Origin of the sequence: Paraburkholderia haematera (genome assembly GCF_905220975.1) — a bacterium.
GTDB classification, from domain to species: domain Bacteria; phylum Pseudomonadota; class Gammaproteobacteria; order Burkholderiales; family Burkholderiaceae; genus Paraburkholderia; species Paraburkholderia haematera.
On the sequence record NZ_CAJNBK010000006.1, the window covers coordinates 171,969 to 193,847 of the forward strand.

At 61.5% G+C, this 21,879-nt stretch carries 21 protein-coding genes; all 21 read left to right on the forward strand.

Features of this window, described 5'->3' with window-relative positions; genetic code table 11:
• The first annotated feature begins 314 nt into the window (after positions 1–314).
• The 21 genes from KHO23_RS13910 (at position 315) to KHO23_RS14010 (ending at position 21,874) form a co-directional block, all read left to right on the forward strand.
• On the forward strand, positions 315–1,115 hold the full coding sequence (locus tag KHO23_RS13910) for a GntR family transcriptional regulator (protein WP_211611813.1): 801 nt from the start codon (positions 315–317) through the stop codon (positions 1,113–1,115).
• A 156-nt stretch (positions 1,116–1,271) separates the two neighbouring features.
• Positions 1,272–1,688: a succinate dehydrogenase, cytochrome b556 subunit gene (gene sdhC, locus KHO23_RS13915; protein WP_074289034.1), complete on the forward strand. Its 417-nt coding sequence runs from the start codon at positions 1,272–1,274 to the stop codon at positions 1,686–1,688.
• Positions 1,689–1,692: 4 nt separating this feature from the next.
• Entirely contained in the window at positions 1,693–2,061 is a 369-nt protein-coding gene (gene sdhD / locus KHO23_RS13920) for a succinate dehydrogenase, hydrophobic membrane anchor protein (protein WP_063498406.1), read from the forward strand.
• Between the two features lie 4 nt (positions 2,062–2,065).
• A complete protein-coding gene (gene sdhA / locus KHO23_RS13925; protein ID WP_211611814.1) occupies positions 2,066–3,841 on the forward strand; it encodes a succinate dehydrogenase flavoprotein subunit in 1,776 nt (591 codons plus the stop codon).
• A 24-nt stretch (positions 3,842–3,865) separates the two neighbouring features.
• Positions 3,866–4,570 carry a succinate dehydrogenase iron-sulfur subunit gene (locus tag KHO23_RS13930; RefSeq protein WP_054034792.1) on the forward strand — a complete coding sequence of 235 codons (705 nt, stop codon included), beginning with the start codon at positions 3,866–3,868 and terminating at the stop codon, positions 4,568–4,570.
• Positions 4,571–4,658: 88 nt separating this feature from the next.
• A complete protein-coding gene (locus KHO23_RS13935) occupies positions 4,659–4,931 on the forward strand; it encodes an FAD assembly factor SdhE (RefSeq protein ID WP_211611815.1) in 273 nt (90 codons plus the stop codon).
• Between the two features lie 92 nt (positions 4,932–5,023).
• On the forward strand, positions 5,024–6,325 hold the full coding sequence (gene gltA / locus KHO23_RS13940) for a citrate synthase (protein WP_211611816.1): 1,302 nt from the start codon (positions 5,024–5,026) through the stop codon (positions 6,323–6,325).
• A 313-nt stretch (positions 6,326–6,638) separates the two neighbouring features.
• Positions 6,639–8,048: a 3-isopropylmalate dehydratase large subunit gene (gene leuC / locus KHO23_RS13945; protein WP_211611817.1), complete on the forward strand. Its 1,410-nt coding sequence runs from the start codon at positions 6,639–6,641 to the stop codon at positions 8,046–8,048.
• A 6-nt stretch (positions 8,049–8,054) separates the two neighbouring features.
• On the forward strand, positions 8,055–8,213 hold the full coding sequence (locus KHO23_RS13950) for an entericidin A/B family lipoprotein (RefSeq protein WP_028196115.1): 159 nt from the start codon (positions 8,055–8,057) through the stop codon (positions 8,211–8,213).
• A gap of 86 nt (positions 8,214–8,299) precedes the next feature.
• Positions 8,300–8,953: a 3-isopropylmalate dehydratase small subunit gene (leuD, locus tag KHO23_RS13955; protein ID WP_211611818.1), complete on the forward strand. Its 654-nt coding sequence runs from the start codon at positions 8,300–8,302 to the stop codon at positions 8,951–8,953.
• Between the two features lie 68 nt (positions 8,954–9,021).
• Positions 9,022–10,089 (forward strand): 3-isopropylmalate dehydrogenase, encoded by a 1,068-nt coding sequence (gene leuB / locus KHO23_RS13960; RefSeq protein ID WP_211611819.1) that lies wholly within the window; start codon positions 9,022–9,024, stop codon positions 10,087–10,089.
• Positions 10,090–10,447: 358 nt separating this feature from the next.
• Positions 10,448–11,569, forward strand: a complete 1,122-nt coding sequence (asd, locus tag KHO23_RS13965; protein WP_027805102.1) for an aspartate-semialdehyde dehydrogenase — start codon at positions 10,448–10,450, stop codon at positions 11,567–11,569.
• A gap of 139 nt (positions 11,570–11,708) precedes the next feature.
• Positions 11,709–13,949 (forward strand): FimV/HubP family polar landmark protein, encoded by a 2,241-nt coding sequence (locus KHO23_RS13970; RefSeq protein ID WP_211611820.1) that lies wholly within the window; start codon positions 11,709–11,711, stop codon positions 13,947–13,949.
• Complete coding sequence (gene truA / locus KHO23_RS13975; protein ID WP_211611821.1) at positions 13,946–14,758, forward strand: tRNA pseudouridine(38-40) synthase TruA; 813 nt, start codon at positions 13,946–13,948, stop codon at positions 14,756–14,758. The genes KHO23_RS13970 and truA overlap by 4 nt, the downstream gene beginning before the upstream one ends.
• Positions 14,755–15,468: a phosphoribosylanthranilate isomerase gene (locus KHO23_RS13980; protein WP_211611968.1), complete on the forward strand. Its 714-nt coding sequence runs from the start codon at positions 14,755–14,757 to the stop codon at positions 15,466–15,468. The genes truA and KHO23_RS13980 overlap by 4 nt, the downstream gene beginning before the upstream one ends.
• A 60-nt stretch (positions 15,469–15,528) precedes the next feature.
• Positions 15,529–16,722: a tryptophan synthase subunit beta gene (gene trpB / locus KHO23_RS13985; RefSeq protein ID WP_211611822.1), complete on the forward strand. Its 1,194-nt coding sequence runs from the start codon at positions 15,529–15,531 to the stop codon at positions 16,720–16,722.
• Positions 16,723–16,733: 11 nt separating this feature from the next.
• Positions 16,734–17,651, forward strand: coding sequence for a DNA-methyltransferase (locus tag KHO23_RS13990; RefSeq protein WP_211611823.1), 918 nt, complete (start codon positions 16,734–16,736; stop codon positions 17,649–17,651).
• 31 nt (positions 17,652–17,682) lie between these two features.
• Positions 17,683–18,495 (forward strand): tryptophan synthase subunit alpha, encoded by an 813-nt coding sequence (gene trpA, locus KHO23_RS13995; protein ID WP_097394835.1) that lies wholly within the window; start codon positions 17,683–17,685, stop codon positions 18,493–18,495.
• Positions 18,496–18,575: 80 nt separating this feature from the next.
• Positions 18,576–19,448, forward strand: coding sequence for an acetyl-CoA carboxylase, carboxyltransferase subunit beta (gene accD, locus KHO23_RS14000; protein WP_211611824.1), 873 nt, complete (start codon positions 18,576–18,578; stop codon positions 19,446–19,448).
• A 150-nt stretch (positions 19,449–19,598) separates the two neighbouring features.
• Complete coding sequence (folC, locus tag KHO23_RS14005; protein WP_211611825.1) at positions 19,599–20,909, forward strand: bifunctional tetrahydrofolate synthase/dihydrofolate synthase; 1,311 nt, start codon at positions 19,599–19,601, stop codon at positions 20,907–20,909.
• Positions 20,910–20,938: 29 nt separating this feature from the next.
• Complete coding sequence (locus tag KHO23_RS14010; protein WP_211611826.1) at positions 20,939–21,874, forward strand: SPOR domain-containing protein; 936 nt, start codon at positions 20,939–20,941, stop codon at positions 21,872–21,874.
• Positions 21,875–21,879 lie beyond the last annotated feature (5 nt).

Below are 21,879 nucleotides of genomic sequence, written 5' to 3' on the forward strand. Positions count from 1 at the left end.
TCAGGCGCCGGGTAGCCACTGCACGGTGCGGGCTCCTGCAAACAGCGCGTTTCGGCAAGCGTCTGACCAACGAATGGCGGCGAATCGAAACCTGGACTGCGTGGGAACAGCATGGTGCAGAGTGGCTGCCGGTGCGTGGCGGCGCTGCATAACACAGTGCAAAACAGCCGCCGAAAACCCCGCAAACCCTTGCTCGACAGGGAGTGTAGGAGTCGTCTGGCACAAAGTCAACATTATCTTATGTCTTATATAAGACATATCTGTTGCGGGGAAAACCCTAGACGCGACCCAGCCCTTTATGATGAAATGCGCGGATGAATTCGAACCCGGCGAACACCACGAATCCGAGCGGCCAAACAGCTGCGGGAGAGGGTGTATCCGCTGCCGCTCCCGCTGCGTCGCCTACTTTCAGTCCTTTGTATCAGCAGATCAAGGGCTTGATTACGCAGAGTCTGGAAAACGGCGAATGGAAACCCGGCGAGATCATTCCTAGTGAAGTCGAATTGGCGGCAAGATACAAGGTCAGTCAGGGGACGGTGCGCAAAGCGATCGACGAGCTTGCCGCCGACAACCTGCTGGTGCGCCGCCAGGGCAAGGGTACTTTTGTTGCAACGCACAATGAAGACCGCGCCCAGTTTCGTTTTCTCAGGCTACTGGCCGATGACGGCGCGGAGCACCCGCACGTCAGCCGCCTGCTTGAATGCCGGCGCTTGCGTGCTTCGGCGGATATCGCCCGGCAACTCGATCTGAAGCCTGCCGATCCGGTGGTGCTGATCAAGCGTTTGCTGCAGTTCGACGGCGAAGTCACCGTACTCGACGAAATCTGGTTGCCCGGCGCGGTGTTCCGCGGGCTCACGCTTGAACGGCTGTCGGAGTATAAAGGTCCCCTCTACGCCATGTTCGAGACTGAATTCGGCACTCGCATGATCCGCGCAACGGAGAAGATCCGGGCGGTTGCGGCCGAGCCTTCAGTGGCTGACCTGTTGAATGTGCCGGCGGGTTTTCCGCTGCTCTCGGTCGAGCGCGTGTCCTATACATATGGAGACCGGCCGGTTGAGGTGCGCCGTGGTTGGTATGTCACAACCGGGTATTACTATCAGAACGATCTGAGCTGAATCGGATGAAAAAAGGCGTCGCGTCCCACGCGCGCGCCTGTTTGAAGGCGTCTTTATCGCGCGTGCTGTAACGGACCTGTCGTGGTTTTCGCTGCAGCGCGATATAAAAAGGCGCTAAAATTGCGGATTAGTGTGACTACATAGTAGGGGTCTAGCATGGCTGAAGCCGTAAAAAAACCGAGGCCGGAATTCCGGAACATCGGTATCGGGCAGATTTTGACGGCATACCGTCTCCCGCTAGCGGGGCGCGTGTCGATCTTGCACCGCTTAAGCGGTGGGCTGCTTTTTGTTTTTCTTCCGTTCCTGCTGTACCTCTTCGATCAGAGCCTGACTTCCGAACTCAGTTTCGAAGTCTTCAAGGGCTTCCTCTCCAACATCGTCGTCAAGCTCATCACGCTCGTTCTCGCGTGGGCCTTCCTGTTCCACTTCTGTGCAGGCGTGCGTCACCTGTTCATGGACACAAGCCACGGCCTCACGACTAAAGAGAAGGGCAAGCAAACCTCCATCGTGGTGCTGGTCGTGTCGTCGCTTCTGACGATTGCTTTTGCGCTCAAACTCTTCGGAGCATTCTAAAAAAATGGCAGCTAATAACCGAATCGGTCCGAAGCGTCTCGTCGTCGGCGCTCATTACGGCCTGCGTGACTGGCTTGCCCAGCGCATTACCGCCTGCATCATGGCGGTCTATACCGTCATCCTGCTCGCCTGGTTCTTCGGCGCGCGCGATTTCTCGTACGACGGCTGGGCCTCGATCTTCGCCACGCAATGGATGAAGCTCGCCACGTTTGTCACGCTGCTCTCGCTGTTCTATCACGCGTGGGTTGGTATCCGCGATATCTGGATGGACTATGTGAAGCCCGTTGGCATGCGCCTGTTTCTTCAGGCGCTGACGATCGTCTGGCTGCTCGCATGTGCGGGCTACGCTGCGCAGATTCTCTGGAGAGTGTAAAAGAATGGCTGCAATCAAGAATTCTCTGCCGCGTCGCAAATTTGACGTGGTTATCGTCGGCGCAGGCGGCTCGGGGATGCGCGCTTCGCTGCAACTCGCGCGCGCCGGTCTGTCGGTCTGCGTGCTATCCAAGGTGTTCCCGACGCGTTCGCACACGGTTGCTGCCCAGGGCGGCATCGGCGCATCGCTCGGCAACATGAGCGAAGACAACTGGCACTATCACTTCTACGACACGATCAAGGGTTCCGACTGGCTCGGCGACCAGGACGCGATCGAATTCATGTGTCGTGAAGCACCGCACGCTGTCTACGAACTCGAACACATGGGCATGCCGTTCGACCGCAATGCGGACGGCACGATCTATCAACGCCCGTTCGGCGGCCACACGGCCAACTACGGCGAAAAGCCGGTGCAACGCGCTTGCGCGGCCGCTGACCGTACCGGTCACGCGCTGCTGCACACGCTGTACCAGCAAAACGTTGCTGCCAAGACGCAGTTCTTCGTCGAGTGGATGGCGCTGGATCTGATCCGCGACGCCGAAGGCGACGTGCTCGGCGTGACCGCGCTGGAAATGGAAACCGGCGACGTCTATATCCTCGAAGGCAAGACCACGCTGTTCGCTACGGGCGGCGCGGGCCGGATCTTCGCGGCATCCACGAATGCGTTCATCAACACCGGTGACGGCCTGGGCATGGCTGCGCGTTCGGGCATCGCACTGCAAGACATGGAATTCTGGCAATTCCACCCCACCGGCGTGGCCGGCGCGGGCGTGCTGATTACCGAAGGCGTGCGCGGTGAAGGCGGCATTCTGCGTAACTCGAACGGCGAGCGTTTCATGGAACGCTACGCGCCGACGCTGAAGGATCTGGCGCCGCGCGACTTCGTCTCGCGTTCGATGGACCAGGAAATCAAGGAAGGCCGCGGCGTGGGTCCGAACAAGGATCACGTGCTGCTCGACCTGTCGCATATCGGCGCCGAGACGATCATGAAGCGTCTGCCGTCGATCCGCGAAATCGCGATGAAGTTCGCGAACGTCGATTGCATTAAAGAGCCGATTCCGGTTGTGCCGACCATTCACTATCAGATGGGCGGTATCCCGACGAACATCAACGGCCAGGTCGTTGGCACGTCGAAGGGTCACAAGGAAGTCGTCAACGGTTTCTATGCAGTGGGCGAATGCTCGTGCGTGTCGGTGCACGGCGCGAACCGTCTCGGCACGAACTCGCTGCTCGACCTGGTGGTGTTCGGCCGCGCGGCCGGCAACCACATTGTCAAGCACGTGAAGGAAATCAAGGAGCACAAGCCGCTGCCGGCCGACGCGGGCGAATTCTCGCTGGCTCGTCTGAACAAGCTGGACAAATCCACGTCGGGCGAATATTCGCAAGCCGTTGCAGCCGACATCCGCTCCACGATGCAGGCGCACGCCGGTGTGTTCCGCACGTCGAAGCTGCTGGCCGAAGGCGTCGAACGGATTCGCGAAGTAGCTGAACGCGTCGACAACATCTATCTGAAAGACAAGTCGAAGGTGTTCAACACGGCACGTATTGAAGCGCTGGAAGTGGAGAATCTGATCGAAGTGGCGCGTGCCACGATGATTTCTGCTGAAGCGCGTAAGGAAAGCCGCGGCGCGCACGCGCAAAACGACTTCGAACATCGCGACGACGAAAACTGGCTGCGCCATACGCTGTGGTTCAGCGAAGGCGATCGCCTCGACTACAAGCCGGTTCACATGCAACCGCTGACCGTCGAATCGGTGCCGCCGAAAGCGCGTACCTTCTAAGGCACAAGTCAAAGGAATTCAGAAATGGCCAAGCGTACATTTGAAATTTACCGCTACGACCCGGATAAGGACGCAGCGCCGCGCATGCAAACGTACGAGATCGAAATCGACTCGCACGAACGCATGCTGCTCGACGCGCTGCTCAAGCTGAAAGCGATGGACGAAACCTTGTCGTTCCGCCGTTCGTGCCGAGAAGGCGTGTGCGGTTCGGACGCGATGAACATCAACGGCAAGAACGGTCTGGCCTGCTTGCAGAACATGAACGACCTGCCGCAAAAGATCGTGTTGCGTCCGCTGCCGGGTCTGCCGGTCGTGCGCGACCTGATCTGCGACTTCACGCAGTTCTTCAACCAGTATCACTCGATCAAGCCGTACCTGATCAACGATACGCCGCCGCCGGAAAAAGAGCGTCTGCAGTCGCCGGAAGAACGCGACGAGCTCGACGGTCTGTACGAATGTATCCTGTGCGCTAGCTGCTCCACGTCGTGCCCGAGCTTCTGGTGGAATCCGGACAAGTTCGTCGGCCCGGCTGGCCTGTTGCAAGCCTATCGTTTCATCGCGGACAGCCGTGACGAAGCGACGGGTGAGCGCCTGGACAACCTGGAAGATCCGTACCGTCTGTTCCGTTGCCATACCATCATGAATTGCGTCGACGTTTGCCCGAAGGGTTTGAACCCGACCAAGGCGATTGGCAAGATCAAGGAATTGATGGTTCGCCGCGCAGTCTAGGATGAATGAGCAACCCCCACGCTCCCTATCGTTCGCTGCCCCCGAGGGGGCGGTCAGTACGCTTGGGGGCGGCCCGGCGCGTACTGACATGAACGAAACATCGCATCAGTCCGACCCTCTTCGCCGCGCGCGCCTTCGCTGGCGCGCGCGGCGCGGCTTGCTGGAAAACGATCTGATCTTTGAACGTTTTTTCAGCCGATATGAGCATGACCTCAGCGATGCCGACGTAGGCGCACTCACCCGCCTGCTCGAGCTGAGCGATAACGACCTGATGGACTTGCTGCTGGTCCGCAAGGAACCGGAAGGCGACCTTGGCGACCCGGATGTGATCCGGGTGCTGGAGCTGTTGCGGAATGCCTGAGCGCCGCTGACGTCTTGAGCGCCGCTTGCCCGTTGTTCCCAGGCGTGCAAATTATCGAAACCCTGTTTCCATACTTCGATTGAGGATGTGCTATGACCCCGTCAGATGTTAAAGCCACGCTATCGTTCAGCGACAATTCGCCGAGCGTTGAAATGCCGATTTACAAGGGCACTCTCGGCCCGGACGTGATCGACATCCGCAAACTGTACGGCCAGACTGGCAAGTTCACGTACGACCCGGGCTTCATGTCGACGGCGGCGTGCAATTCGGCAATCACCTACATCGACGGCGACAAGGGCGAGCTGTTGTACCGCGGCTACCCGATCGACGACCTCGCGCAAAACGCAGACTTCCTCGAAACCTGCTATCTGCTGCTGAAGGGCGAACTGCCGAACGCGCAGCAGAATGCGGAGTTCGTGGGCACGGTCACGAAGCACACGATGGTGCATGAGCAAATGCACTTCTTCTTCCGTGGCTTCCGCCGTGACGCGCACCCGATGGCGATTCTGGTTGCTGCAGTCGGCGCACTGTCGGCGTTCTATCACGACTCGCTCGACATCAACAATCCGCGTCACCGTGAAGTATCGGCTATTCGTATGATCGCGAAGCTGCCCACGCTGGTCGCGATGGCGTACAAGTACAGCATCGGCCAGCCGTTTGCGTACCCGAAGAACGACCTGTCGTACAGCGCGAACTTCATGCACATGATGTTCTCGAACCCGTGCGAAGAGTACAAGGTCAACGACGTGCTGGTGCGCGCACTCGACCGTATCCTGATCCTGCACGCTGACCACGAGCAGAATGCGTCGACCTCGACGGTTCGTCTGGCGGGTTCGTCGGGCGCTAACCCGTTCGCGTGTATCGCTGCTGGTATCGCCTGCTTGTGGGGCCCGGCGCACGGTGGTGCGAACGAAGCCGCACTGAACATGCTGGAAGAAATCGGCTCGGTCGACAACATTCCTGAGTTCATCAAGCAGGTGAAGGACAAGAACTCGGGCGTGAAGCTGATGGGCTTCGGTCACCGCGTCTACAAGAACTACGATCCGCGTGCCAAGCTGATGCGCGAAACCTGCCACGAAGTGCTGGAAGAATTGGGCCTGCACGACGACCCGCTGTTCAAGCTGGCCATGGCACTGGAAAAGATCGCGCTGGAAGACGAGTACTTCGTGTCGCGCAAGCTGTACCCGAATGTCGACTTCTACTCGGGCATCGTGCAGCGCGCGCTGGGCATCCCGACGTCGATGTTCACGTGTATCTTCGCGATGGCACGTACGGTCGGCTGGATTGCACAGTGGAACGAAATGATTGCCGATCCGGAACAGAAGATTGGCCGTCCGCGTCAGCTGTTCGTTGGCGATACGCCGCGTGTAGCGAAGCCGATTGGGCAACGCTAAGCGGTAGTCTGCCTCACGTTTTGCATGGCCCACTGGGTCGTGGAACGCCCGAGGCAGGATGGATTGAAAAACGCCCCGACGGGTTGACCGTTGGGGCGTTTTCTTTTGGCCGCGCGTAACATCCCGTCGTGCCGCTGTTCGAGCGCAGCGCCACGCCACACCATGCCGGGTAACGCCAATACAGGTATCGTCACTACCACCCAACTCCCTGTTTTTTATCGGTTTTTCCATGATTTCGTGGGCCAAAGCGCGGCTCTGCGTGGCATAATCGATCGAACACAGTCAGCCCGCAGTCATTACTACCCCGCATACCATGGCACAGACTCTCTACGACAAATTGTGGAACACACACGTGATCCACGCGGAAGAAGACGGTACGACGATTCTCTATATCGACCGTCACCTGCTGCACGAAGTCACCAGCCCTCAGGCGTTCGAAGGCCTGAAACTGGCTGAGCGTCCGGTGTGGCGTATCAGCGCGAATCTGGCGGTGTCGGACCACAACGTCCCCACCACGGATCGCAGCCACGGCATCGCTGATCCCGTCTCGAAGCTGCAGGTCGATACGCTCGACAGCAACTGCGACGCGTACGGCATCACGCAGTTCAAGATGAACGATCTGCGCCAGGGCATCGTGCACATCATCGGGCCGGAGCAGGGCGCCACGCTGCCGGGCATGACGATCGTCTGCGGCGACTCACACACGTCCACGCACGGCGCGTTCGGCGCGCTGGCACACGGCATTGGCACGTCGGAAGTCGAACACGTGCTGGCCACGCAAACGCTCTTGCAGAAGAAGAGCAAGAACATGCTGGTGAAGGTTGAAGGCCAGTTGCCGCGCGGCTGTACAGCGAAAGACATTGTGCTCGCCATCATTGGCAAGATCGGCACGGCAGGCGGCACCGGCTACGCAATCGAATTCGGCGGTTCGACGATTCGCGCGCTGTCCATGGAAGGCCGCATGACGGTCTGCAACATGGCGATCGAAGCAGGCGCGCGCGCCGGCATGGTCGCCGTAGACGACACCACCGTCGACTACCTGAAGGGCCGCCCGTTCTCGCCGGAAGGCGTCGAGTGGGATCACGCGGTTGAGTACTGGAAGCAGTTCAAGTCGGACGAAGGCGCGCAATTCGATCGCGTGGTCGAATTGAACGCCGCGGAAATCGTGCCGCAAGTCACATGGGGCACGTCGCCGGAAATGGTCACGGCAATCGACGGCCGCGTGCCGGATCCGGAACGCGAAAAAGACCCGGTCAAGCGCGACGCCATGGAACGCGCGCTGAAGTACATGGCGCTCGAACCGAACGCGCCGATCGAATCCATCAAGCCGGATAAAATCTTCATCGGGTCGTGCACCAACGCGCGCATTGAAGACATTCGCGCTGCGGCATACGTCGTGAAAAAGCTCGGCCGCCGCGTCGCGCCGAATATCCGTCTGGCCATGGTCGTGCCGGGTTCGGGTCTGGTGAAGGCGCAAGCGGAACGCGAAGGCCTCGACAAGGTCTTTACGGATGCCGGTTTCGAATGGCGTGAGCCCGGTTGCTCGATGTGTCTCGCGATGAACGCCGACCGGTTGGATCCGGGCGAGCGTTGTGCGTCCACGTCGAATCGTAATTTCGAAGGTCGTCAGGGCGCCGGTGGCCGTACCCACCTCGTGAGCCCCGCGATGGCTGCCGCAGCGGCTATCGAAGGGCATTTCGTCGATATTCGCAAGCTTGGATAAACACGCATGATGAAGAACATGAATCGCACCACTCTATTGCGCCGCTTCGCACTCGGTACCTTGGCCGGGCTCCTGCTCGGTCTGGCCGGCTGCAATACGGTGCACGGATTTGGCGAGGACATGTCGCACCTCGGCAATTCGATCAGCAATCACGCTGACAAATAAGCGATTTTTGATTTTTGCCGGCGATGCATGTGGCGGCCTTCCGGTCGCCACGGGCATCGCCCGGTCTTGAAACAGGCGCAAGCGTCATGGATAAATTCATCGTACACACCGGCGTCGTGGCGCCGCTCGATCGCGAGAACGTCGACACGGACGCGATCATTCCGAAGCAATTCCTGAAGTCGATCAAGCGCACGGGTTTCGGTCCGAACGCGTTCGACGAATGGCGTTACCTCGACCACGGCGAGCCGGGTCAAGACAACTCGAAGCGTCCGCTGAATCCGGATTTCGTGCTGAATCAGCCGCGCTATCAGGGCGCGTCGGTGCTGTTGGCGCGCAAGAACTTCGGTTGCGGCAGTTCGCGTGAGCATGCGCCGTGGGCGTTGGAGCAATCTGGCTTCCGCGCGATTATCGCGCCGAGTTTCGCCGATATCTTCTACAACAACTGTTTCAAGAACGGCCTGCTGCCGATCGTGCTGACCGAACAGCAAGTCGATCACCTGTTCAACGAAACCTACGCGTTCAACGGCTTCAAGCTGACCGTCGACCTGGAAGCGCAAGTCGTGCGCACGTCGGACGGTGGCGCCGAATATCCGTTCGAAGTGGCTGCGTTCCGCAAGTACTGCCTGTTGAATGGCTTCGACGATATCGGCCTGACGCTGCGTCATGCCGACAAAATTCGCCAGTTCGAAGCCGAGCGGATCGCAAAGCAGCCGTGGCTGAATCACCGTATCGTCGGATAAAGGCTGACAGGCCTGAGAGCCCGATGGCTCGCTGAATCATCTCGAAGAAAATCATCAAGGAAATTCGCATGAAGATCGCAGTCTTGCCGGGCGACGGCATCGGTCCCGAAATCGTCAAGGAGGCCGTGAAGGTCTTGAACGTGCTCGGCGAAAAGTTCGAACTCGAAGAGGCGCCGGTTGGCGGCGCCGGCTACGAAGCGAAGGGTCATCCGCTGCCCGATTCGACGCTGGCGCTGGCGAAAGAAGCCGACGCGATCCTGTTCGGCGCCGTCGGCGACTGGAAATACGACTCGCTCGAACGCGCGCTGCGCCCGGAGCAGGCGATTCTCGGTCTGCGCAAGCACCTGCAATTGTTCGCGAACTTCCGTCCGGCAATCTGCTATCCGCAACTGACGGGCGCTTCGTCGTTGAAGGAAGAGATCGTTTCGGGCCTCGACATCCTGATCGTGCGCGAACTGAACGGCGACATTTACTTCGGTGCGCCGCGCGGCGTGCGTTCGTCACCGGATGGGCTGTTCGAAGGCGCGAAAGAAGGCTTCGACACGATGCGTTATTCGGAACCCGAAGTGCGCCGCATCGCGCACGTCGCGTTTCAGGCCGCGCAAAAGCGCCAGAAGAAGCTGACAAGCGTGGACAAGGCCAATGTGCTCGAAACATCGCAGTTCTGGCGCGACGTGATGATCGACGTGTCGAAGGAGTATGCGGACGTCGAGTTGTCGCACATGTACGTCGACAACGCGGCCATGCAACTGGTCAAGGCGCCGAAGGCGTTCGACGTGGTCGTCACCGGCAACATGTTCGGCGACATTCTGTCGGACGAAGCCGCGATGCTCACGGGTTCGATCGGCATGCTGCCGTCGGCTTCGCTCGACAAGAACAACAAGGGCTTGTACGAGCCGTCGCACGGTTCGGCGCCGGATATCGCCGGCAAGGGCGTGGCGAATCCGCTGGCAACGATCCTGTCGGCCGCGATGATGCTGCGCTATTCGCTGAACAAGGCGGAACAGGCGGATCGCATCGAAAACGCCGTAAAGAACGTGCTGGAACAGGGCTTCCGGACGGGCGACATTCTGACGCCGGGTTGCAAGCAGGTCGGCACCGTGGCAATGGGCGACGCCGTGGTCGCCGCGCTGTAAGGCGCTTTGGGGCAGGCGGTAGTTCGGTTGCTAACCAGTCTTCAAAGCGGCCTTTAAAACGCGAATTGGCCTCGAAAGAGGCCGATTCGCGCGTAATACGGGCGATAGCGGCGGATGACGTCGCCAGATTCCGGTTTTCGTGTATATTGTAGCGATGGCGCATATAGCTCAAATCTCCTCGATTTCGAAACTGCACGGCAAAACGGCCCGTGTGGTTGAGCTCGCCATGACTACCACCAAAACGATTACCCCGAAAACGATCACGAAACGCTGATCGTCCGTCGTGCCCGCTCATCTTCCCCGCGCGGTCACTGCGGGCAAAGATGCGGGGAAGTTTCCATTCGAAGGGTATGAAGTCATGAACGTAGGTCTCGTAGGTTGGCGCGGTATGGTCGGCAGCGTCCTGATGCAACGTATGCAGCAGGAAGGCGATTTCGACTTGATCGAACCGGTGTTTTTCAGCACCAGCAACGCGGGCGGCAACGCGCCGTCGTTCGCCAAAAACGAGACCAAGCTCAAAGATGCGACAAGCATCGAGGACCTGAAGAAGTGCGAAGCGATCATCTCGTGCCAGGGCGGCGATTACACGAATGAAGTGTTCCCGAAGCTGCGCGCAGCGGGCTGGAACGGCTACTGGATCGACGCGGCTTCGTCGCTGCGCATGAAAGACGACGCGGTCATCATTCTCGATCCGGTCAACCTCGACGTGATCAAGAACGCGCTGGTCAAGGGGCAGAAGAATTTCATCGGCGGCAACTGCACGGTCAGCCTGATGCTGATGGCGCTGGGCGGTCTGTTCCGCGAAAACCTCGTCGACTGGATGACGGCCATGACGTATCAGGCCGCTTCGGGCGCGGGTGCGCAGAACATGCGCGAACTGCTGCAGCAAATGGGCACGCTGTACGGCGCCGCCAAGGAAGACCTGGCTGATCCGTCGTCGGCGATTCTGGACATCGACCGCCGCGTGCTGAGCGCAATGAACAGCGATCGTATGCCGACCGATAACTTCGGCGTACCGCTCGCCGGCTCGCTGATTCCGTGGATCGACAAGGATCTCGGTAACGGCATGTCGAAGGAAGAGTGGAAGGGCGGCGCGGAAACCAACAAGATCCTCGGCAAGCCGGCCATGGGCACGCCGGGTTCGATCCCGGTAGATGGTCTCTGCGTGCGGATCGGCGCAATGCGCTGCCACTCGCAGGCGCTGACCATCAAGCTGAACAAGGACGTGCCGCTGGATGAAGTGAACAGCATCCTCGCGTCGGGCAACGACTGGGTGAAGGTCGTGCCGAACGAGCGCGAAGCCTCGATGCGCGATCTGTCCCCGGCGGTGGTGACGGGCACGTTGACCGTGCCGGTCGGCCGGGTGCGCAAACTGGCGATGGGCGGCGAATATCTGTCGGCCTTCACGGTCGGCGATCAGCTGTTGTGGGGCGCGGCGGAACCGCTGCGTCGCATGCTTCGCATTGTGCTCGACAAGTAAAGTAAACTACGCGCTCACGACGCGTAGAAAACTTAAGAAGCGTCGCGCTTGCGCGGCGCTTTTTTCATTGTGTGCTCCGATTATCTTGTCTCTTTCCAACCGCAAAAAAGGGCTGCGCGCTGACGCGCCAGGGGTCCCGATGAACCTTCGACTCTCATCCCTTCGGGCTATGTTTATGCATCAAGGTACGGACCGGCTGACGGCCGCAGCTGGTTTGGCGCTCGCGCTGGCCTGCGCCGGCGTTGGCAGTGCGGTGGCCGCGCCCGGCGACGCCGCGAGCGCGCCGGATGGCGCCTCCGTTTCCTACGCCGCCGGGAGTCAATATACGGTGCGGCCCGGGCAATCGTTGAACGACGTGGCGATCGCCGTCACGCAATCGCACGACCGGGGAACGCTCGCACGCGCTTCGCGCGCGCTGTTCGATGCGAATCCGAATGCCTTCATGAGTCATGACCCGAGCCGGATGCGCGTAGGCGCGCTGCTGACGGTCCCGGCGCTGGATGCGTCGGGCGCCCCGGCGGCTTCTGCGCCGGTTGCAGGCTCTGCGTCTGTCGCGCCATCGGCCGCTGCAGCGACTGCTGCACCTGCCTCCGCGCCGAACGCGGCGGCAGCCGGTGCCGCGAGTGCCGCAGCGCCGGCCACGCCTGCGGTGTCGGGGACGGCCAGCTCAACGGCCGAAGCAAGTCCGGCGACACCAGGTAGCGCGACAGCGGCCAGCGCTGTCGCGACGGCGCCCGTAGCGGGCTCACAGGCTGCAGGCGCGTTGTCGGGCAGCCAGGCCCACGTCTGGTCGGGCGCGATCCAGCCCTCGGCCAGCGAGCCTGCGGAAGGCGCGTCGGTGGCGGCCACCGCACAGCCGGCGTCGCAACCGCGTGCGCAGGTGTCCAGCTTGCAGCAATTGCTTGCGCTGAAAAACCGTGTGCTGATGGAGTTGCAGAAACATGGCATCGGCGGTTCGCCGGTCGCGACGGTCAAGCCTGCGACGAGCGGTGCGCAGCCGGCTGCCGGCGTTTCGTCTGCGGCGGCCGGTTCCGGTCATGGCGGCGCTGCGATTTCCGCGTCGAACGACATCGGCATCTCGCAGACGAATTTGAGCGTGGCGGCGGCGGTCGGTGCGGCGTTGGTCGTGCTGCTGGGGGCTTGGCGTCTGCGTCGGCGTAAGCGCGCCAGGGTTGCCGCGGCTGAAGGCTCGTTGGCAAAGGACGCAGCGGCGGCTGCCGCGCGGGCGGCTGGGTCGCAGGATATCGATTCGACGCCGGAAGCGGTTCCTGTGCGTGAAGCGACGGACGTGGTGCCGGAACAGGCAGCCGCCGCACGCGCGGCCGAAGAACGTGCACAGGCGGAGCGTGGGGCAGCAGAACAGGCTGCGGCAGAACATGAAGCCGCTGCCCGCGAACCGCACGCAGACCGGCCTGCGCAAGATCGCAATGCGTCCCAGCACGCAGGGCAGGAAAGCCATGCGGCACCCGCGCCGTTCGAACCTGCGCAACCGGGCCCGGAAGTAGAGCCGGCCGCCCAAAGCGGGTTCACGTCGGAATCTCTTCCCGCCGCTCATCACGAAAATCTCGACGGAGCGACCACGGCTGCGAGCCTTGCTGCTGCCGCGGAACTTGGCGCTGAGGCATTGCCGCGCACGTCGCTTGAACCGGTCAACGACACCTTGCCGGAAGAGGTGCCTCCGCACCGCCTGCAATGGGACGACGAACCGGCATCGGGCGCGCGATTGGCAGAGCCGACGTACCAGCCGTCCTATGAGCCGCAACCGCAACCGCAATCGCAGTCGCAGTCACATCAGCAAATCGAAACGGCGACGCCCGGCGGCGCACCGGATTTCGAGCCGGTGGCACCCGTTGCGCCAATCCAGCCCGCGCTGTCCGTACCGACCGAGTTCCCGCGCGACGCCGTCGATGCATTCAGCAGTCTGGACATGCCCCTGCCGCCGCGCCTCGAATTGACCGACGCGGCAGCCGTGAGCGCACCCGGATCGCTGGCGACACAACCGGTTGCATCACCGGAAACCACCGCGCAGCAAGCCATTGCGCCGTACGATGCGGACGACGCCCCGCACATCGCCGATGAAATCGCTGCCGGCACTGCGGGCCATGCAGCCGTCGCGGGTCTGGGCGCGGCGGGCTTCGGCGCGTTGAAGCTCGATTTCGACCTCGAATTGCCGCCGAGTCCGGCTCAACCCTTGCCCGCCTTCACGCAGGCCGATCTCACCCGTATCGCCCGGAACAAGCTCGATCTGGCCGCGGAATACATCGACCTCGGCGATCTGTCCGGCGCACGCGTGCTCATCAACGAAGTGATCGAAGCGAACGATCCGGCCACGCGCACCGAGGCCCGCGCGCTGCTTTCGACGCTCGCGCCGTTGTCGTGAAGCGTATTGCGCTAGGCGTCCAGTACGACGGCTCGGCATTCTGCGGCTGGCAGTCGCAACTGCACGGCAAGACCGTGCAGGACGAACTCGAACGGGCGTTGCGCGAATTCGCGCAAACGCCCGTGCAAACCGTGGTGGCGGGCCGTACGGATACCGGCGTGCACGGCCTCGGCCAGGTCGTGCACTTCGATACCGAACTCGATCGCACGGACTTTTCATGGATTCGCGGCACCAACGCCTTCCTGCCGAAAACAATCGCCGTGCAATGGGCCAAGCCGATGCCCGACGAGTTTCACGCGCGTTTCTCGGCGTTCGAGCGGACTTATTACTACGTCCTGTACGTTCATCCGTTCCGCTCGCCGATGCAGGCTACTCGGGCCGGCTGGGTGCACACGCCGCTCGACGTCGACGCCATGCGGACCGCCGCCGCCCATCTGATCGGCGCGCACGATTTTTCCGCGTTTCGTTCGTCGCAATGCCAGGCGAAAACACCGGTCAAGCACCTCCATCAGATCGACATATTGCGACAGGGCGACTTCATTCATTTCCGTTTTCGGGCGAATGCGTTCCTGCACCATATGGTGCGTAATCTGATGGGCTGTCTCGTCAATATCGGACAGGGACGCCATCCGGCCGAATGGATGGTCGAGGTTCTCGCGAGCCGTGATCGCGACTGCGCCGCGCCGACTTTCATGCCTGACGGCCTGTACCTGGCGCAGGTGGGCTATCCTGAGCAATTCGCCGTGCCCGCGCCACAAATAGGCAGCGTGCCGTGGAGCACCGTATGGACCGAGCAAGCGCAAACATGAAATCAACCGAAAATCTGGCAGCCGAAGCTCCAGTGGACGCATCGCAACATGCCATGCCGCATCGCACGCGTATCAAGCTGTGCGGTCTGTCGAAACCGGAAGACGTGGCTCAGGCGATCGACCTCGGCGCCGACGCGATCGGCCTCGTGTTCTATCCACCGAGCCCGCGCTCGGTGAGCGTCGCGCAGGCCGTCGAGCTGGTGCATGACGTTCCGCCGTTCGTGTCGGTCGTCGGCTTGTTTGTGAACGCAACGCAGGACTGGATTCGCGAAGTTGTCTGCAATGTCGGGCTTACGCTGCTGCAGTTCCACGGCGACGAGACCCCGGAGCAGTGCGAATCCCTTGCCGGCATTGCGGGTTTGCCTTGGTTGCGCGCCTTGCGAATCGCGGCGGATACTCAACCGGCAGATTTGGTAAAATCAGCGCTTAACTATTCAGCAGCCAGCGCCCTTCTGTTCGACACCCATGTCGAAGGCTATGGCGGCGGCGGGAAGGTTTTCGATTGGTCACTTATTCCAGCAGAGCTCGCGCGTCGGGCCGTTTTGAGTGGTGGGTTGAACGCGCAAAACGTCAGTGACGCGATCCATCGCGTGCGCCCGTACGCGGTCGATGTCTCGAGCGGCATCGAAGTGCCGGGCGCCAGGGGCGTGAAAGATCACGCCCGGATGGCGGCGTTCGTGCGCGCAGTGCGCGCAGCGGACGCTGAATGATTCAGGCGGCGCGGTTTTTTCATGTCAAAACCGTGCGCCACACTGAGAAGAGTGATCACCATGTATAACTTGCCTGACGAAAGAGGCCATTTCGGCCCATATGGCGGCGTGTTCGTCGCTGAAACGCTGGTTCACGCACTTAACGAGCTGCGTGCCGCATATGAGAAATATCAGAAAGACCCGGAATTCGTCGCCGAATACGAGCGCGAACTAAAGCATTTCGTGGGTCGTCCGTCGCCGATTTATCACGCTCAACGCTGGAGCGAAATGCTCGGCGGCGCGCAGATTTTCCTCAAGCGCGAAGACCTGAATCACACCGGCGCGCACAAGATCAATAACGTGATCGGCCAGGCGCTGCTCGCCAAGCGCATGGGCAAGCCGCGCGTGATCGCAGAAACCGGCGCGGGCCAGCACGGCGTGGCGACCGCAACCATCGCGGCGCGCTTCGGCATGGAATGCGTGGTCTACATGGGCGAGGAGGACGTGCGCCGCCAGGCCGCGAACGTGTACCGGATGAAGTTGCTCGGCGCGACCGTCGTACCCGTGTCGTCCGGTTCGCGCACGCTGAAAGACGCGCTCAATGAAGCGATGCGCGACTGGGTGACCAACGTTGAAAACACCTTCTACATCATCGGCACGGTGGCGGGACCGCATCCGTATCCGATGATGGTGCGCGACTTCCAGCGCGTGATCGGCGACGAGTGCAAGGTGCAGATGCCTGAAATGGTTGGTCGCCAGCCGGACGCCGTGATTGCGTGCGTTGGCGGCGGTTCGAACGCAATGGGGATCTTTTACCCGTACATTGACGACACTTCGGTGCAGTTGATCGGCGTCGAGCCAGCGGGCGACGGGATCGAAACCGGCCGGCACGCAGCCTCGCTGATCGCCGGCACGCCGGGTGTGCTGCACGGCAACCGCACGTATCTCCTGCAGGACGAAAACGGTCAGATCATCGAAACACATTCGATCTCGGCCGGTCTGGACTATCCGGGCGTAGGTCCCGAGCATGCGTGGCTAAAAGACAGCAAGCGCGCGCAATACGTCAGCATCGACGACGAAGAAGCGCTCAAGGGGTTCCACGATTGCTGCCGCATCGAAGGCATTATTCCGGCGCTGGAATCCAGCCACGCGCTGGCCTATGCGGCGAAACTCGCGCCGACACTGCCCAAGGACAAAGTCCTTCTGGTCAATCTGTCGGGCCGCGGCGACAAGGACATGCATACGGTCGCTGAGCGATCGGGCATTCAGTTCTGAGCGCCGCGACGATGCGCGACGAGTTCGACGAGCCGCAACCGGCGCTTGAAACAAGCCCGGTCGCCGACGTAGTGGCGGCCGAGGCGCCTGCACTCCTGTTACCGCAGGTGCCCGCCGGCATCCGGCTGTTGAACCGCGATTTTCTGTCCGATGTGGCGAACATCCCCGACGGGTCGATCGACCTGATCCTTTGCGATCCGCCTTATGGGCTCGGCAAGGATTATGGCAACGACTCCGACATGCGCTCCGGCGAGGACTTCCTCGCCTGGACGCGTGGCTGGCTCGAGCTGGCTATTCCGAAGCTCAAGCCGTCGGGTTCGCTGTATATCTTCTGCACGTGGCAGTACGCGCCGGAAATCTTCAGCTTCCTGAAGACAAGACTCACGATGATCAACGAAATCATCTGGGACCGGCGCGTGCCGAGCATGGGCGGAACGGTGCGCCGTTTCACCTCGGTGCATGACAACATCGGCTTTTTCGCGGTGTCGAAAGACTATTTTTTCGATCTCGATCCCGTCCGCATCCCGTACGATGCCGTCACGAAGAAGGCGCGTTCGCGTAAATTGTTCGAAGGAAGCAAGTGGCTGGAGCTTGGCTATAATCCGAAGGACGTCTGGTCGGTATCGCGGCTGCATCGGCAACACGCCGAGCGCGTCGATCATCCGACCCAGAAGCCTCTGGAAATCGTCGAGCGGATGGTGCTGGCAAGTTGTCCCAAGGGCGGGCGCGTGCTCGACCCGTTTATGGGCAGCGGCACCACCGCAGTCGCTTGCGCCCGGCAGCAGCGCGAATTCGTCGGCTATGAGATCAATGAAAGTTACTGCGCAATAGCGCGCGAACGCGTTAGCTTGGCCGCGTCGTCGCCCACTGTCGCTCGCAAAACTCGCAAGCTCGCGGCCAAAGCTGAGCAGCAAACCGAGTCGCAATAAGCGCAGTAGCTTAAAAATCCGAGAATATTCCATGTCCCGTATCAAGAACACGTTTGCCGCGTTGTCCGCCCAGGGTAAAAAAGGCCTGATTCCGTTCATGACGGCCGGCGATCCGGATCCGGCGCGCACGGTCGAATTCATGCACGCGCTCGCTGCCGGCGGCGCCGATGTGATCGAACTTGGCGTGCCGTTTTCCGACCCGATGGCCGACGGCCCGGTGATTCAGCAATCGTCCGAACGCGCGTTGGCGCATGGCGTGTCGCTGCGCCACGTGCTGGCCGACGTGAAGCGCTTCCGCGAAACCGACGACAAGACGCCGGTGGTGCTGATGGGCTACGCCAATCCGATCGAGCGCATGGGCACCGAGGCTTTCGCCAAAGCGGCGAAGGAAGCTGGGGTGGACGGCGTGCTGGTTGTCGACTACCCGCCCGAAGAGTGTGTTAACTTCGCCGAACAGATGCGATCTGCCGGCATCGATCCGATCTTTTTGCTTGCGCCCACTTCGACGGATGAGCGTATCGCGGAAGTCGGCAAAATCGCTAGCGGCTACGTCTATTATGTGTCGTTGAAAGGCGTGACCGGCGCGGCAAATCTGGACGTTTCCAGCATCGCGAGTAAAATCCCGGCCATCAAGTCGCGCGTACCCCTGCCGGTGGGCGTCGGTTTCGGCATCCGTGACGCGCAAACAGCGCGTTCGGTGGCGGAAGTCTCCGATGCCGTCGTGATCGGCAGCCGTATCGTGCAATTGCTCGAACAGGCGGCTCCCGAAACCGCCGCCGAGACGCTCACGCGCTTCATCGCCGAAGTGCGCGAGGCGCTCGATAGCGTCGCGACTGCCCGATAACAGTTATTTTTGTCGTCTGTAGTGTGAACGGCGGGTTCATCCCGCCGTTTGCGCAACCGCTGACCCCAGAAGGATTCAATATGAGCTGGCTCGATAAGCTGCTGCCGCCGAAAATCAAACAAACCGACCCGAAGAGCCGCAAGGGGATTCCGGAAGGCCTGTGGATCAAGTGCCCGTCGTGCGAAGCCGTGCTTTACCGCAATGACGTCGAGGCCAATCTGCACGTTTGCCCGAAGTGCGACCATCACATGCGTATCGGCGCGCGTGAGCGGCTCGACGGCCTGCTCGATCCGGAAGGCCGCTATGAAATCGGCCAGGAAATCGTGCCGGTCGACGCGCTCAAGTTCAAAGACAGCCGCAAGTACCCGGATCGCCTGAAAGAGGCGATGGACGACACCGACGAAACCGACGCGATGGTCGTGATGGGCGGCGCCATCCACACGCTGCCGGTGGTGGTCGCGTGTTTCGAGTTCTCGTTCATGGGTGGCTCGATGGGTTCGGTGGTCGGCGAGCGTTTCGCGCGCGGCGCGCAGAACGCGCTCGAACAGAAAGTGCCGTTTATCTGCTTCACCGCTTCGGGCGGCGCGCGGATGCAGGAAAGTTTGCTCTCGCTGATGCAAATGGCGAAGACCACCGCGATGCTGACCAAGCTCGCCGAAGCCAAGCTGCCGTTCATTTCCGTGCTAACCGATCCGACCATGGGCGGCGTGTCGGCGAGTTTCGCGTTCCTCGGCGACGTGGTGATCGCCGAGCCGAAGGCGCTGATCGGTTTCGCCGGTCCGCGCGTGATCGAACAAACCGTGCGTGAAAAGCTGCCGGAAGGCTTCCAGCGCGCCGAGTTCCTGCTGACGAAGGGCGCGGTCGACATGATCGTCGACCGTCGCAAGCTGCGTGAAGAAATCGCGCAATTGATGGCGCTCCTGAGCCATCAGCCGGCGGACGCAGTCGCGTAAGCCTTCGCGTCACTGCCGTTGCGCGCCCCGACGGGCGCGGCAGCCGTCAGAAAAGCAGTAAAAAAACATAGCGCGCCGCGAGAGTCATCAAGCGGCGCGCTGTCATTTCCGGGATAATCACGGTCTCGCAACGCAGCACAGATTCATTCGATGACCACATTCCCCACCCTCGACGCGTGGCTCACGCACCTTGAATCCGCGCATCCGGTCGGCATCGACATGGGTTTGGCCCGTATCACCCAGGTGCGTGACGCGATGCAGTTGTCGTTCGCGTGCCCGATCATCACGGTCGGCGGCACGAACGGCAAGGGTTCGACCTGCGCGATCCTTGAATCGATTTTGCTGCGCGCGGGTTTCACGGTCGGCTGCCACACGTCGCCGCATCTGCTGTCGTTCAACGAGCGGGCACGCGTGAACGGTGAAATGGCGAGCGACGCAGATCTGCTGCCGCATTTCGAAGCCGTCGAAGCCGCGCGCCTGAGTCTCGGCGAACCGGTCACGCTGACTTACTTCGAATTCACTACGCTGGCGATCATGAGCCTGTTCGCTTCGCGCGGGCTGGACGCGGTGATCTTCGAAGTCGGCCTGGGCGGCCGCCTCGACGCGGTCAACATCCTCGACGCGGACTGCGCGATCATCACCAGCATCGATATCGACCACACCGAATATCTCGGCGACACGCGCGAGAAAATCGGCTTCGAAAAAGCCGGTATTTTCCGTCCGGGAAAGCCTGCGATCTGCGCCGATCCGGTGCCGCCGCAAACCCTGATCGATTACGCCGAAGAGATCGGCGCCGAACTGTGGCTATTCGGCCGCGATTTCCGTTATGAAGGGCAGGCAGGCAGCGAGCGCCAGCAATGGAGCTACGTGGGCCCGACCATGCGCCGTTCCTCGCTCGCCTATCCGGCGTTGCGCGGCGCGAATCAGTTGATCAACACGTCGGCGGCACTGGCCGGTCTTGAAGCGCTGCGCGACCGTTTGCCTGTGTCGGCGCAAGACATACGGCTCGGTCTCGCCAACGTCGAATTGCCGGGGCGCTTTCAGGTGTTGCCCGGCAAGCCGGCCATCGTGCTCGACGTCGGCCATAACCCGCACGCCGCGGCGGTCTTGACGCAAAACCTCGGCAATATGGGCTTTTTCCCGTACACGTACGCCGTGTTCGGCGCGATGCGCGACAAGGACATTGCCGGCGTATTGACGCACCTGAAAGGCGAAATCGACCACTGGTGCGTGACCGATCTGCCGACCCCGCGTGCGGCTTCTGCGGAACAACTCGAAGCGGCTTTGCGCGAGCAGGGTGTGAGCGACGGCAATGACAGCAGTGTGACGCGCTACGCAACACCGGCAGAAGCATTCCAAGACGCGCTAAAACGAGCGTCAGAGAATGATAGAATCGTGGTTTTCGGCAGTTTCTATACGGTAGCAGGCGTTATGGCCTACCGTAAATCGCAGCAACACTGAACGGGCGCCAGGCTCGAACCAAGCGATTCATGGGAATTTTCTCGTTCGGCAAGAAAGACGACGCGCCCAGCCGGCGCGGCGCAAACACCAGTTCCACCCGGGCCGCCCGTGGCGAGCGTGTGGAGCGGCGAACCCGCCGCACGGAGCGCACCGTGGATGCCGATGCGATGCTGCTCGACCCTACGTTGCCCGAAAAGCAGCGTGCGCGACGCAGGCTCGTCGGCGCGATCGCGCTGGTCGTCGCGGCGGTGGTGATCCTGCCCATGGTGCTGGATTCACATCCAAAGCCCGTCACAGACGACATCTCGATTGACATTCCAAGCCGTCCCGCGCCGAAGCTCGCCAAGACCGACGAAGACACGCAGGCGGGCGTAGCACCGGATAACCCAGCGCCCGACGCGGCACTTGCCGCTTCCGGCCTTGCGCCGACAACGGCAGCCACGCAAGGCCAGTCTGGCGCCGCTCAGCAGCAGAGCACGGCTACGAGCACAGCGCCCGCAGCCAAGCCGGCTGTGAAACCGCAAGCGCCCGCCGTCGCCGCCAATACGGCACCTGCAGCGCCCGCCGCGGTCGTCAAACCGGCCAAGCCAACCAACACGGCCAAACCGACCAACCCACCCGCCACGCAAAGCGTAGCGAACGCTCCAGCACCGGGCGAAGACAGCGCGAATACTGCCGCCGCAAGCGCGGACGCCAATTCCGGCACGCCGGCATCGCCGCCGGGCAGCCGCTTCGCCGTCCAGCTGGGCGCATTCGCGAACGACGCCAACGCGCGAAGTTGGGCCGCCAAGTTGAAAGCAGCGGGAGTGCCCGCATATACCGAACATCGGAAGCAGGCCGACGGCTCGACACTCACGCTATTGCGCGCCGGACCGTTCGCCGATCGTGCAGCGGCTAGCGCCGCGATTGCGAAGGTTCGTGAGGCCGGCTTGACGTCGGGCGCGAACAGCGGCGCTGCACAGTAAGCGAG